The organism is Lysobacter sp. yr284 (assembly GCF_900107375.1).
Classification (GTDB): Bacteria; Pseudomonadota; Gammaproteobacteria; order Xanthomonadales; family Xanthomonadaceae; genus Lysobacter.
This window is the reverse complement of record NZ_FNPT01000001.1, coordinates 1,013,233-1,025,595: the sequence shown is the minus strand read 5'-3', so window position 1 is coordinate 1,025,595 and position 12,363 is coordinate 1,013,233. Positions and strand designations below refer to the sequence as shown.

General features: G+C 71.1%; 13 protein-coding genes. 8 read left to right on the top strand and 5 right to left on the bottom strand.

Annotated elements, in window-relative coordinates; translation table 11 throughout:
- The first annotated feature begins 43 nt into the window (after window positions 1–43).
- The 4 genes from ggt (at window position 44) to BLV01_RS04160 (ending at window position 4,263) form a co-directional block, all read left to right on the top strand.
- Window positions 44–1,690, top strand: a complete 1,647-nt coding sequence (gene ggt / locus BLV01_RS04175; protein WP_254782514.1) for a gamma-glutamyltransferase — start codon at window positions 44–46, stop codon at window positions 1,688–1,690.
- Between the two features lie 157 nt (window positions 1,691–1,847).
- On the top strand, window positions 1,848–2,435 hold the full coding sequence (locus BLV01_RS04170) for a hypothetical protein (protein WP_091794268.1): 588 nt from the start codon (window positions 1,848–1,850) through the stop codon (window positions 2,433–2,435).
- Between the two features lie 170 nt (window positions 2,436–2,605).
- Window positions 2,606–3,496, top strand: coding sequence for an MBL fold metallo-hydrolase (locus BLV01_RS04165; protein WP_091794266.1), 891 nt, complete (start codon window positions 2,606–2,608; stop codon window positions 3,494–3,496).
- Window positions 3,493–4,263, top strand: a complete 771-nt coding sequence (locus BLV01_RS04160; RefSeq protein WP_091794265.1) for a TMEM43 family protein — start codon at window positions 3,493–3,495, stop codon at window positions 4,261–4,263. The genes BLV01_RS04165 and BLV01_RS04160 overlap by 4 nt, the downstream gene beginning before the upstream one ends.
- Before the next feature lie 295 nt (window positions 4,264–4,558).
- Here BLV01_RS04160 and upp read toward each other — a convergent pair whose 3' ends face one another.
- The 5 genes from upp to BLV01_RS04135 form a co-directional block, all read right to left on the bottom strand.
- A complete protein-coding gene (gene upp, locus BLV01_RS04155) occupies window positions 4,559–5,194 on the bottom strand; it encodes a uracil phosphoribosyltransferase (RefSeq protein ID WP_091794263.1) in 636 nt (211 codons plus the stop codon).
- A 97-nt stretch (window positions 5,195–5,291) separates the two neighbouring features.
- Window positions 5,292–5,723 (bottom strand): hypothetical protein, encoded by a 432-nt coding sequence (locus BLV01_RS04150; protein ID WP_091794261.1) that lies wholly within the window; start codon window positions 5,721–5,723, stop codon window positions 5,292–5,294.
- Window positions 5,724–5,924: 201 nt separating this feature from the next.
- On the bottom strand, window positions 5,925–6,236 hold the full coding sequence (locus BLV01_RS04145) for a hypothetical protein (RefSeq protein ID WP_091794259.1): 312 nt from the start codon (window positions 6,234–6,236) through the stop codon (window positions 5,925–5,927).
- Between the two features lie 79 nt (window positions 6,237–6,315).
- Window positions 6,316–6,558: a hypothetical protein gene (locus tag BLV01_RS04140; RefSeq protein ID WP_091794257.1), complete on the bottom strand. Its 243-nt coding sequence runs from the start codon at window positions 6,556–6,558 to the stop codon at window positions 6,316–6,318.
- A gap of 105 nt (window positions 6,559–6,663) precedes the next feature.
- Entirely contained in the window at window positions 6,664–8,163 is a 1,500-nt protein-coding gene (locus BLV01_RS04135; protein WP_091794255.1) for an aminotransferase class III-fold pyridoxal phosphate-dependent enzyme, read from the bottom strand.
- Window positions 8,164–8,643: 480 nt separating this feature from the next.
- Here BLV01_RS04135 and BLV01_RS04130 point away from each other — a divergent pair, with 480 nt between their 5' ends.
- The 4 genes from BLV01_RS04130 (at window position 8,644) to queA (ending at window position 12,200) form a co-directional block, all read left to right on the top strand.
- Window positions 8,644–8,823 (top strand): hypothetical protein, encoded by a 180-nt coding sequence (locus tag BLV01_RS04130; RefSeq protein WP_091794253.1) that lies wholly within the window; start codon window positions 8,644–8,646, stop codon window positions 8,821–8,823.
- A 241-nt stretch (window positions 8,824–9,064) separates the two neighbouring features.
- Window positions 9,065–10,249: a sensor histidine kinase gene (locus tag BLV01_RS04125; RefSeq protein WP_175485766.1), complete on the top strand. Its 1,185-nt coding sequence runs from the start codon at window positions 9,065–9,067 to the stop codon at window positions 10,247–10,249.
- Window positions 10,246–10,848, top strand: coding sequence for a response regulator transcription factor (locus BLV01_RS04120; RefSeq protein WP_057948350.1), 603 nt, complete (start codon window positions 10,246–10,248; stop codon window positions 10,846–10,848). Before BLV01_RS04125 ends, BLV01_RS04120 begins: the two co-directional genes overlap by 4 nt.
- 311 nt (window positions 10,849–11,159) lie before the next feature.
- Entirely contained in the window at window positions 11,160–12,200 is a 1,041-nt protein-coding gene (queA, locus tag BLV01_RS04115; RefSeq protein ID WP_091794249.1) for a tRNA preQ1(34) S-adenosylmethionine ribosyltransferase-isomerase QueA, read from the top strand.
- The last annotated feature ends 163 nt before the right edge of the window (window positions 12,201–12,363 follow it).

Genomic DNA, 12,363 nt, shown 5'->3' with positions numbered 1-12,363 from the left:
GCTGATCGCCGCGCCCGCGTACTGCGAGGCCCCGGCCAAGGGCATGAAGCCGGCGGCCGCCAAGACCGCCGCCGCGCATCCGCCGGGCACCGCCATCGCCAGCGCGCATTCGCTGTCGACCCAGGCGGGCCTGGAGATCGTGCGCCAGGGCGGCAACGCCTTCGACGCCGCGATCGCGGTGTCGGCGGCCTTGTCGGTGGTCGAGCCGATCAGCTCCGGCATCGGCGGCGGCGGCTTCTTCCTGCTGCACGACGCCAAGACCGGCCGCGACGTGTTCCTCGACGCGCGCGAGACCGCGCCGGCCGCGGCCACCCCGGCGGCGTATCTCGACGACAAGGGCGAACTCAACCGCGACCGCGCCACCAACGGCCCGTGGTCGGCCGGCATTCCCGGCCTGCCGGCGGCGCTGGCGCACCTGGCGCAGAAGTACGGCAAGTTGCCGCTGAAGACCTCGCTGGCGCCGGCGATCCGCATCGCCCGCGAAGGCTTCCAGGTGTATCCGCGCCTGGAGAAGGGCTACGGCAGCCGGCGCGAGGTGATGGAGCGCTACCGCGGCACCCGCGAGGTGTTCCTCGCCGACGGCAACCCGCCCAAGGCCGGCGAGATCCTCAAGCAGCCCGACCTGGCGCGCACCCTGGAGCTGCTCGCGGCCAAGGGTTTCGACGGCTTCTATCGCGGCGACGTCGGCGCCAAGCTGCTGGCCGCGGTCAAGGAAGAGGGCGGGCAGTGGACGCCGGAGGAACTGTCCGGCTACAAGGTAGTCGAGCGCGAACCGCTGCGATTGAAGTACCGCGGCTGGGACATCGTCACCGCGCCGCCGCCGTCGTCGGGCGGGGTCGCGTTCGCCGAAATCCTGCAGATGCTCGAAGGCTGGGACCTGGCCAAGCTCGACCCGGCGCACCGCACCCACATCCTCGCCGAGGCCATGCGTCGCGCCTACCGCGACCGCACCATCTACCTCGGCGATCCGGATTTCGTGAAGATCCCGCTGCGGCGCCTGACCAGCGCCGACTACGCCGCGGGCCTGCGCGCGACCATCCATCCGGACAAGGCCACGCCCAGCGACCTGCTGCCGGGCCAGCCGGCGCCGCTGGAAGACGACGAGACCACCCATTTCTCGATCATCGACGCGCAGGGCAACCGCGTGTCGGCGACCCAGACGGTGAACCTGCTGTACGGCTCGGGCATGGTCGCGCCGGGCACCGGCGTGCTGCTCAACAACGAGATGGACGACTTCGCCCTGCGCCCGGGCACGCCCAACGCCTTCGGCGTGATGGGCTTCGCCGCCAACGCGCCGGAGCCGGGCAAGCGCATGCTCAGCTCGATGACGCCGAGCTTCATGGAGTCCAAGGACAAGGTGATCGCGCTCGGCGCGCCCGGAGGCAGCCGCATCATCACCCAGGTGCTGCTGGCGGTGCTGGCTTACGATGCCGGCCTGGCGCCGCAGCAGGTGGCCGCGCAGCCGCGCATCCACCACCAGTGGATGCCGGACGTCATTTCCGCCGAGGCCGGCGCGCTCGACGCCGACACCGTGGCCAAGCTGCAGGCGATGGGACACAAGGTCAACGCCGGCGAATCGACCTGGGGCAACCTGCAGACGGTGATGTGGGACAAGGCCGCCGGCACCCTGTCCGGCGGCACCGATCCGCGCAACCCGGTGGGGCAGGCGGATGTGCTGCTGACGCCCTGACCGGCAGGCGATGAAAGCGATGAGGGGGCGCGGCGCCTCGCGGCTGCGGCCGTGGCCTTCGTTCCGCCGGGTTCCCCTCATTCCCGATTCTGCCTTCGCAAGGTAGATTGCGCCGCATGGGCCGCACCCGGACGCGGCCGCACAGGGGACCACGGCAGTGAGCGACGACAACGACAAGCGCTGGTACACCCGGCTGCCGACGATTTCGGTGGCGATGGTCGCCTTCCTCGTGACCCTGACCACGCTGATCAACAACGTGCGCGAAATCGGCGGGCTCAAGGAGAAGAAGCCGGCCGTCGCCGTCGCCGCGCCGGCCACGCCGGCGCCGGAGGTCAAGCCGGCCGAACCCAAGGCGCCGTCGCGCTACTCGGTGGTGCTGACGCTGGAGAAGATCGAAGTCGTCAACGACGGCACCAGCGGCAGCACCTCGTGGACCTTCGACGTCAGCGCCGGCGGCCAGGACCTGTTCGAGCTGCCCGCGCGCGACTACAACGACGCCGAGGACAGCCGCATCGCCACGCCGCGCACCAGCGATCCGTCGATGGGCCGGGTCACCCTGGTGCCGGGCCAGGAAATGCTGGTGAAGATCAGCGGCCGCTCCGGCGGGCTGATCAGCAAGCTGTCGGCGAGCGGCACCGCGACTTTGGTCGCCGAGCGCGCGCTGGCGCCGGTGAAGGTGGTCGCGGCCGATCCGCGCGACGGCGAGTTCATCTTCCACTTCGCCACGGCGGCGACGCCGCAGTGAGGCAGCGCAACCGGGGATAGGGACCGGCGCGCGATCGCGTTCACTCTCGTTCCGTTTTTCCCGGATTCCCTGGCTCGGCGGCCTTCCGCACCCGATTCTCTTCCCGCTTAACGCCGCGCCGCCTAAAATCGAGCCCACACTCAGCCGACGCCCGCGAGGGCGATGCAGCCATGAAACTCTGGTCGATCCTGGGCAATTCGCAGAAACTCGACGGCGGCGCGATGTTCGGCAACGCGCCGCGCGCGATGTGGTCCAAGTGGGCGCCGCCGGACGAGCACAACCGCATCGACCTGGCCTGCCGCGCGCTGCTGGCCTCGCCGCTGGCCGGCAAGACGGTGTTGTTCGAGACCGGCATCGGCGCGTTCTTCGAACCCAAGCTGCGCGAGCGCTACGGCGTGGTCGAAGAGCGCCACGTGCTGGTCGATTCGCTGGCGCAGGCCGGCTTCAAGCCCGAAGACATCGAGGTGGTGGTGCTCTCGCACCTGCACTTCGACCACGCCGGCGGCCTGCTGGCGCCGTGGGCCGAGGGCGAGGCGCCGCGCCTGCTGTTCCCCAACGCGCACTATCTGATCGGCCGCGAGCACTACGAGCGCGCGCGCCACCCGCATCCGCGCGACCGCGCCAGTTTCATTCCCGAGCTTCCGGCGCTGCTGGAAGCCACCGGCCGGCTGGAACTGGTCGAGGGCGGGCATTCGCGCTTGCTCGGCGACAGCGTGCGCTTCCACTACAGCGACGGCCACACGCCGGGGCTGATGCTGGCCGAGATCGTCGGCCCGGACGCGGTCGACGGCCAGGCGCACGGCGGCGTGGTGTTCTGCGCCGACCTGATCCCGGGCCGGCCGTGGGTGCACGTGCCGATCACCATGGGCTACGACCGCAACGCCGAACTGCTGATCGACGAGAAACGCGCTTTCCTCAGCGACAAGCTCGCGCGCAACGTGCATTTGTTCTTCACCCACGACCCCGGCTGCGCGCTGGCCCAGGTGGTGCGCGACGACAAGGGCAAGTTCGGCACCGCGCACGAGGTCGCCGAGCTGCAGGCCAGGGCGCTGGCGGCATGATTGGTCGCGTCGCGGCGCGCGCGTTGTTCGCATTCGCGCTCGCGGCGATGGGCTGCGCGGCGCTGCCGGCCGCGGCGCAGGACGAGGACAGCGGCGAGCCGATCGGCGAGCCGGTCGCCGGCAAGGACCTGCGCGACCGCGATTTCGGCGTGCTGACCCGCCAGTTCGGCCTGGACCGGCGGGTGGAGATGTACCAATGGCGGCGCACCGCCGACCCGGCCGCGGAGCAGGGCGGCTACGAACGGATCTGGAATTCGGCGCCGATCGATTCCTCGCAGTTCGCGCCGGGCCACGTCAATCCGACCCGCCTGCCGCTGGAGAACAAGCGCTGGTGGTCGGAGTCGGCGACCCTGGACGGCAAGCCGCTCGACAGCGAAGTGCTGCGCGCGCTGGGCGAATGGAGCGTGTTCCGGCCGAATTTCAGCCGCCTGCCGGCGAACCTGGCGGCGACGTTCCAGCCCGAGGGCGACGGCCTGGGCAGTTCCGAGAATCCGCTGGCGCCGCAGATCGGCGACCTGCGCGTGAGCTGGCGCGAACTGCGCCTGCCGGCGCTGGAAGGCAAGCTGGAACTGCGCGAGGGCGCATGGCAGCTCAAGCCCGAGGCGGCCGCGGCCGCGCTCAACGCCGCGCCGGCGCGGCCGAGCGCGACGGTGCTGGGCGAATTGCCGCAGGACCAGCGCTGGTCGTGGGCGTGGCTGGTGGCGGGCGTCGTCGCGGCGGTGGCGGCGTTGATGTGGTTGCGCGGGCGGCGCAGGCGCGCGGCGTAGGCGGGCAGGGCGCAAGCGAACCGATGCAGCGCTTAGGAAAATGGGTTCCGGCGAAAGTCGGAACCCATTTCGATTTTTGCCTCGCCCTCCCGCGCTGGACCGATCGCCCCCTGTAGGAGCGGCGCGAGCCGCGACCGCGACACTGCGCATACGAGGCAAGCTGCAATCCCGCGGTCGCGGCTTGCGCCGCTCCTACAGGCGGCGGCCGCGGGTTCGCGGCGGGAATGGCGAAAGCCGCGGTGTCCGATGCGGCTCGGCCTTGCGCGGACCGCTCCTGCGGGAGCGAGCGCCGCGCTCAGGTGTAGTGCTTGGTCCCGAAGATCTTGTCGCCCGCGTCGCCCAGCCCCGGCAGGATGTAGCCGACTTCGTTGAGGCGTTCGTCGACCGAGGCGGTGAACACCTCCACGTCCGGGTGCTTGGCCTCCAGCGCCTTCAGGCCCTCCGGCGCGGCGACCAGGAACAGCCCCTTGATCCGCTTGCAGCCGGCGTTCTTGAGCAGGTCGATGGTGGCGATCAGGCTGCCGCCGGTGGCCAGCATCGGGTCGAGGATCAGCGCGGTGCGCTCGTCCATGCGGCCGCTGAGCTTTTCGTAGTAACCGACCGGCTGCAGGGTCTCTTCGTCGCGCTGCAGGCCGACCACGCCGACCTTGGCCGCCGGGATCAGTTCCAGCACGCCCGGCAGCATGCCCAGGCCGGCGCGCAGGATCGGCACCAGGGTGACCTTGGCGCCCTTGATCCTGCGCGTGGTCACCGGCCCGGCCCAGCCCTCGACCACGGCTTCCTCGGTCTCCAGGTCCGCGGTGGCCTCGTAGGTGAGCAGGGTGGCCACTTCCGAGGCCAGTTCGCGGAAGGACTTGGTGCTGTTGTCGGCGCGGCGCATCAGGCCGAGCTTGTGTTGGACGAGCGGGTGGCGGACTTCGACGATTTTCATGGGCGTGGCTGGATCAGAAGGTTGGGCGGCGGTTGCCGCAGAAGATCGGCGCTTACGCCGACGCGCGCAAGCGCGCGGCGAGGCGGCTTGCGGCGTTTCAGCCCTCGTCGGGCTCCAGGCACAGTTCCTGGGCGACCTCGCGGATGCTGTCGCGCTTGAAGTCCAGGAGTTTCTTGGCGCCTTGCGCGTCGCCGCTCTTGGCGACGCGGTCGTAGACCTCGAAGCTCTCGTCGTAGATGACGCGGCTGGCGTAGTTGGCGAAGAACGCCTTCGACGCCAGCTGTTCCGGCTTGAGCGCGTCGATGGCGTCCTGCGGCGTGCGCTTGCGGTCGCGCACGCGCAGGTCGAATTCGCGCGCCGCCCATTCGCCCGCGCGCGCGCAATAGGCCGCATCGCGTACGTTCCGGGCCGGGGCGGCGATGGCGGCGGCGCAAAGCGATGCGCCGAGCAGCGCCAGCGCCGCGCAACGCAGGCGATGGGTGGTGCCGCGGCGGCCGGCCGTGCGGGCGGAAGAGGGGGCCTTTCTCATGCGTTTGGGTTCCTTGGCGGTTCCAGCGGGCGGCGGCGGGCCGTCGATGGATGGAATCAGCGGGGTTTGCGCGTGTCAATCCGCGACCCGGCGCGGTCGCGGGCGCGTCCTGCAGGCGAAAAGCCGGGCGCCCGGCTCGGCCGCGCCTGCGAGGGTTGCGGCATCGCGGTTGCCGCCGATGGCCCGCGCCGCCGGAGCGGCTCAGTCGGCGCTGGCGTAAAGATTGTCGCCGTCGGCGATGGCCTGCCCGACGAAGCGCGAGAACGCGCGGATCTGCGTGCGCTCGGCGAACCGCTCGCTTATCCGTTCCAGTTCCGCCTGCAGCCGCGGCAGTTCGCCGAGCAGCAAGGTGGCGTCGGCGTAGTAGTCGCGCAGCTTGTGCAGCAGCGGGTACTCGCGCTGGGACGGCGCGCGGGCGAACAACTGCGCATGGAACGACTCGTCGATGGCGAACAGCTTGCGCGAGAGATGGATCTCGCGTTCGTGCCGGGCCTGGATCAGGTCGAGCGCCATGGACGGACAGGCGGTGCGGGGCCGGGGCGGCGCGAACCGGCGCGCGGCGTCGCCGCGGCCGGCGCGCGCGCCGTCGGCCTCAGGCCGTGCGCACGTAGCGGATCTCGACGCCGTCGCTGTCGCCGAGCGCCGCGCGCAGCACGGTGATCAGCGAACCGGCGTTGAGATGGTCGATCTCGATCATGTCGACGGTGGCGTGGTCGATCCAGTAGTCCTGGTCCTTGCTGTCTTCCTCTTCCAGCGCCAGCACCAGGATCTGCAGTTCTTCCTCGCTGATCTCGCCGATGTCGGCGCCGGTTTCCTTGTTGGACAAACGGATCATTGCCAATCCTTCAAACGATGCGAGACGAGCGGCAAAGATAGGCGCTGGCGAAAGCCGAAGCCAGCGTTTCGCCGGCTCCGGTTTGCATGCGCCGACGGCCGGCCCTCAGGCCGCCGCGGCCTGCTGCGCCCGCGGCCCTTCGCGCAGGGCGCGGCCGACCATCGACACCAGCAGTTCCAGCTCGTCGCTGCCGATGGTGAAGTTCGGGGTGAAGCGCAGCGAGTTGGCGCCGCCGTGGATCACGCCGATGCCGCGCTCGCGCAGCCATTCCTCGGTGGAGCCGGCGCCGAAGCACTTGAACTGCGGGGCCAGTTCGCACGAGAACAGCAGGCCGGTGCCCTGGACCTTGGTGATCAGGCCGCCGAGTTCGCCCTTGAGCTTCTCGAGCTTCTCGATCGCCTCGGCGCCGCGCGCGCGGATGTTGGCGCGCAGCTGCGGGGCGACCTGTTCGAGCACGGCGACGGCGACGTCGAGCGCGCGCGGGTTGCTGGTCATGGTGTTGCCGTACAGGCCCTTGCGGTACAGCGAGGCCGCGCGCTCGCCCACGGCGAGCACCGACAGCGGGTACTGGCCGGCGTTGAGCGCCTTGGAGTAGGTCTCCATGTCCGGCGCGTCCAGGCCTTCGAAGCCGGGGTAGTCGATGATCGACAGCACGCCGTGGGCGCGCAGGCCGGCCTGGATCGAATCGACCAGCAGCAGCGAGCCGTGGTCGCGGGTCAGTTCGCGCGCCAGCGCATAGAACGAGGCCGGCACGCCGCGGCCCGGGTCGCCTTCGCCCATCACCGGCTCCAGGAACATCGCCTCGATGAACCAGCCCTTGGCCTCGGCGTCGGCGAAGGCCTGCTTCAGCGCCTGCGCGTCGTAGGGCTCGATCGCGATCACCGAGTCCTCGCCGCGGAAGCTGGCCAGGTGCTGGGTGTAGGCCTTGCGCGAGGAATCCGAGTACAGCGCCGGGCGCTCGGTGCGGCCGTGGAAGCTGCCCTTGATCACCAGGCGCTTGATCGCGCGGCCGGCGTGGCGGGCGCCGGCGTCGGTCATCAGCTTGCTGTTGACGTCGGCGATGCGCGCGGCCAGCGAAACCGACTCGGAACCCGAGTTCAGGCAGAAGAAGCGCTCGTACGGGCAGCCGCCGCGTTCGCCGCCAATGGCCCCGCGCAGGGCGCGCTCGAAGCGCAGCTGCGACAGCGACGGGGTCATGATGTTGGCCATCACCTGCGGCTTGGCCATCGCGGCGATCACCGCCGAGGGGGTGTGGCCGAAGCCGAGCATGCCGTAGCCGCCGGAGTCGTGCAGCACCGCGCCCTTGAGGGTGATCACCCACGGGCCGCGCGCGGTCAGGGCGACGTAGGGGTTGACGCCGTCGTCGGGGTAGAAATTGACGTAGCCGGCCTGGATCGCCTGGATCTGCGCGTCCTCGTCGAGGTCGAGCAGGTCGGCGTGGAGCTCGCGGATCAGCGCGTACTCGGCGGCGGCGGCGGCGATGGCCTCGCCCAGTTCCGGGTGGGTGACGGCGAAGCGGGCGACGATGTCGTCGTCCAGGCCGATGGTGCGGCGCTTGCCGGCGTGGGCGCGCAGCGGCGCGAGGGTGGCGAGCAACTGGGTCATGGCGGATCTCCTGCGTGTCGGTTTCGTCGGCGTCCTGCCGGTTGTTGCGTGAGCAGACCGGTCCGCCCCGTGGGCCGGACCCTCGCAGTTGCAACGGCCTCCCCGGCCGCCAAGCGCCATCTCTCACAACGGGAATGGGTGCCGGGCCGAGTCGTCGGCGGGCGCGTCGGACCAGGCTTCGGCTAACTCGGGCTAACTCGTTGAAATGCCGAAAAACCGCGCAAGATTTTTGCGCAAGCCCTAGGGCTTTTGATGATTTTTCTTTTCATTTCAATGATTTAACGAAGTCTAGCACGTCCGTCCAGCGTCGATAACCCCCTGCGCCGGGCCGCTGGCGTGGCGCTGTCGGGCGGGGCAGGGAGGGGCGGATGACGCTTGTCACCGGCGATCGGTGGCGGGCTGCACTGCCCGCCCCGGGCGGCGGAACCGACAGTGGCGGCGAACATCGGCCACAGCGGGTCGACCCCGGCGAGGCAGCCCATGAGCGCGATCCATCCTTTTCATCACGTCGTCGCCGCGATCGCGCGGCGGGCCCGGCCCGAGCCGCTGCTGCGCGCGGTGCCGGCCCCGGCGCGCGGCGTGCGCGGGGCCGAGCGCGCGCCGGCGCATGCGCCGGCGGCGGCGCGCACGGCCGCGGCGGCCGTGCGGAGCGTGTCGTGATCGTCTGCGCCGGGCCGCGCCCGGTTGCGGCCGATGTGGCCGAACTCGGCTAAAGTCCGCATCGTTCGTGGCCAGCGTGCATCCGAACCGTTCATTTCCCGCTACCGCGCCGCGCGCCGAGGAGGGATCGCCGGTCCGCGCCCCATTCACCGCGATGGTCGCCGCGATCGCCGCCCGCTATGGCGGAACGCCGGACCCACGCTCCGGCCGGTCGCGCCCGACTTCCAGGATCACCGCCTTCATGCGCACGCCCGGCCCACCGCTCGACGCCCACGACAACCTGCTGGGGTGGCACCTGGCCTCGTTGCTCTATCTGAGCTTCGTGTTCATCCCGGTGTTCAACTTCCCGGCGCCGTGGTGGATCCTGGCCCTGGCGATCGGCTCGGTGCTGGTGTTCCTGCCGCTGTACTGGGCGTTCTACCGCGGCGGCGCCACGCTGCGGCTGTGGCTGGTGCTGGCGGTGGCGGCGCTGGGCTTCGCCACCGTGCCGTTCGGCATCGGCGGAGGCACCTACCTGATCTTCGCCGCCGGCATGATCGCCAGCTTCCTGCCGCTGTGGCGCGGGCTGGCGCTGACCGCGGCGCTGTTCGCGCTGTTCGCGGCCGAGTCGATCGCGACCCTGCCGGCGCAGGGCGCGCCGGTGTTCAGCGTGCTGATCCAGGCCCTGGTCGGGGCGATCGTGTTCACCGGCGTGCTGGCGGCGCGCTCGCGCGAGCGCCGCAACGCCGAACTGCGCCTGACCCAGGAAGAAGTGCGCCGGCTGGCCAGCCTGGCCGAGCGCGAGCGCATCGGCCGCGACCTGCACGACCTGCTCGGCCACACCTTGTCGGTGGTGGTGCTGAAGTCGCAGCTGGCCGCGCGCCTGATCGAGCACGACAAGTGCGCGGCGCAGGACCAGATCAGCGAGGTCGAGCGAGTCGCGCGCGAGGCGCTCACCCAGGTGCGCGAGGCGGTCGCCGGGATCCGCGCCAACGGCCTGCAGGCCGAACTGGCGGCGGCGCGGCTGGCCCTGCTCGGCGGCGAGATCAGCCTGGACCAGCGGCTCGACCCGATCGACCTGCCGGTGGCGGTGGAGACCGCGCTGGCGCTGGCGCTGCGCGAGTCGGTCACCAACGTGCTGCGGCATGCGCGCGCGCGCCGGGTCGAGGTCGAACTGACCGAAGACCCGCGCGGCGGCATCGTCCTGCGCGTGGTCGACGACGGCCGCGGCGGCGTGTCCGCCGAGGGCCACGGCCTGACCGGCATGCGCGAGCGCCTGCGTTCGGTCGGCGGCGTGCTGGAAATCGAATCCCCTCCCGGCGCGGGCACGCGCCTGAGCCTGCTGGTGTCGCGCGAGGCGCTCAGCGCCGCGCGCCGGCTGCCGGCGTCGGCCGCTCCCGCCGGGTCCGTGCGCCAACCGGCGCTGCTCGAACGAGGTACCGCATGATCCGTCTGCTCCTGGCCGAAGACCAAGCCCTGGTACGCGGCGCGCTGGCCGCGCTGCTGAACCTGGAACCCGACATCGAGGTGATCGCCGAGGCCGGCGACGGCGCCCAGGCCTGGGAGGCGGTCAAGCGGGTGCAGCCGGACGTGGTGGTCACCGACATCGAGATGCCCGGCATGACCGGCATCGACCTGGCCATGCGGGTGCGCGATTCGGGCATGCCGACGCGGGTGGTGATCGTCACCACCTTCGGCCGCGCCGGCTACCTGCGCCGGGCGATGGACGCAGGCGTGCGCGGCTACCTGCTCAAGGACGCGCCGGCCGGGCAACTGGCCGAAGCGCTGCGCCAGGTCCACCGCGGCGGCCGCGCGATCGACCCGCAACTGGCGGTGGCGGCGTGGAGCGACGAAGACCCGCTGACCGAGCGCGAGCGCCAGGTGCTGCGGCTGGCGGGCGAGGGGCTGTCGACGGCGGAGATCGGCGAACGCCTGCATTTGAGCCAGGGCACGGTGCGCAACTATTTGTCCGAAGCGATCGGCAAGCTCGACAGCAGCAACCGCATCGAGGCGTACCGGCGGGCGCGCCAGAACGGCTGGCTGTAAGCCGCGCCGCAAGCCCCTGTAGGAGCGGCGCGAGCCGCGACCGCGACAATCCGACTACGGCGCAACGTCCGCCGCGAGCGGCAGCCCCGCGGTCGCGGCTTGCGCCGCTCCTACAGGTAGATCGCGCGGCTTCGATGCCGCCTGGGGCTACGTCCGCGACGGGCCTGGCCCCGGATTTTGGCGCTCGCGGGCATTAGCCCGGATAATGGCCCGTTCTCCTCCCCGATCCGAACCGGCCCCGCGGCCGGGAGCGCGGCCGATTGGCCGGCCTCGCAGGGGCGGCGCTTGGCGCTCAATCACTCCGGTTCCCTTTGAAAAAGTCCGACTTCCACTACGACCTCCCGCCCGAGTTGATCGCCCAGGCGCCGCTGTCCGAACGTTCGGCCAGCCGGCTGCTGCGGGTGCCGCCGGCGCCGGCCGCGCTCGAGGACCGCAACGTCCGCGACCTGCCGCAGTTGCTGCAGCCCGGCGACCTGCTGGTGTTCAACGACACCCGGGTGATCCCGGCGCGGCTGTTCGGCCAGAAAAGCACCGGCGGGCGGGTCGAGATCCTGATCGAGCGGCTGCTCGGCGCCAACGAGGCGCGCGCCCAGCTCGGCGTGAGCAAATCGCCGAAAGAGGGCGCGCGCATCGCCCTGGACGCCGGCGGCGAGGCCGAGGTGCTCGGCCGCGACGGCGAGTTCTATCGCCTGCGCTTCCATGTGTCCGAATCGCTGGAGCAGTGGCTGTTGCACGCCGGGCGCCTGCCGCTGCCGCCGTACATCCAGCGCGAGCCCGGCCGCGACGACGCCGAGCGCTACCAGACCGTGTTCGCGCGCGAAGTCGGCGCGGTGGCCGCGCCGACCGCCGGCCTGCATTTCGACGAATCGTTGCTGCAGGCGCTGGGCGAGCGCGGCGTGCAGTTCGGCCAGGTGACCCTGCACGTCGGCGCCGGCACCTTCCAGCCGGTGCGCGCGGACGATCTGAGCCAGCACGTGATGCACAGCGAATGGCTCAACGTCGGCGCCGGCCTGGTCGAGCAGATCCGCCGCACCCGCGCCGCCGGCGGCCGGGTGATCGCAGTCGGCACGACCGTGGTGCGCGCGCTGGAAAGCGCGACCCGCCAGGGCGGCGGCGAACTGCAGCCCTACGCCGGCGAGACCCGGCTGTTCATCCTGCCGGGCTATCGCATCCGCGCGGTCGACGCGATGGTGACCAACTTCCACCTGCCCGAAAGCACCCTGTTGATGATGGTCTCGGCCTTCGCCGGCAAGGGCCGGGTGTTCGAGGCCTATGCGCATGCGATCGCGCAGCGGTATCGGTTCTTCTCGTACGGGGACGCGATGTTGCTGTGGCCCAGCGCAGAGGTTTAGCCCCGCCGCCGTACCCGAAGACCCGAACCCAGCCGTCGCCGCTTTGAATTTGCCGCTTGCCGCCGCAAATCGGGAGCGACGGCAGAATGGATGGCGGCCTTCGCCGGAATGACGGAGTCGGGAGGTCCGGCTCAGGCGCCGGTCGAATTCCGAACACCCGCCC

Excerpts from the sequence above, each read along its gene's own strand:
- BLV01_RS04135 (WP_091794255.1), bottom strand. The coding sequence starts at position 8,163 with ATGACCCAGTTGCTCGCCACCCTCGCGCCGCTGCGCGCCCACGCCGGC.
- BLV01_RS04140 (WP_091794257.1), bottom strand. The coding sequence starts at position 6,558 with ATGATCCGTTTGTCCAACAAGGAAACCGGCGCCGACATCGGCGAGATC.
- ggt (WP_254782514.1), top strand. The coding sequence starts at position 44 with ATGAAGCCGGCGGCCGCCAAGACCGCCGCCGCGCATCCGCCGGGCACC.
- BLV01_RS04130 (WP_091794253.1), top strand. The coding sequence starts at position 8,644 with ATGAGCGCGATCCATCCTTTTCATCACGTCGTCGCCGCGATCGCGCGG.
- BLV01_RS04125 (WP_175485766.1), top strand. The coding sequence starts at position 9,065 with ATGCGCACGCCCGGCCCACCGCTCGACGCCCACGACAACCTGCTGGGG.
- BLV01_RS04160 (WP_091794265.1), top strand. The coding sequence starts at position 3,493 with ATGATTGGTCGCGTCGCGGCGCGCGCGTTGTTCGCATTCGCGCTCGCG.
- BLV01_RS04120 (WP_057948350.1), top strand. The coding sequence starts at position 10,246 with ATGATCCGTCTGCTCCTGGCCGAAGACCAAGCCCTGGTACGCGGCGCG.
- BLV01_RS04150 (WP_091794261.1), bottom strand. The coding sequence starts at position 5,723 with ATGAGAAAGGCCCCCTCTTCCGCCCGCACGGCCGGCCGCCGCGGCACC.
- upp (WP_091794263.1), bottom strand. The coding sequence starts at position 5,194 with ATGAAAATCGTCGAAGTCCGCCACCCGCTCGTCCAACACAAGCTCGGC.
- BLV01_RS04145 (WP_091794259.1), bottom strand. The coding sequence starts at position 6,236 with ATGGCGCTCGACCTGATCCAGGCCCGGCACGAACGCGAGATCCATCTC.
- BLV01_RS04165 (WP_091794266.1), top strand. The coding sequence starts at position 2,606 with ATGAAACTCTGGTCGATCCTGGGCAATTCGCAGAAACTCGACGGCGGC.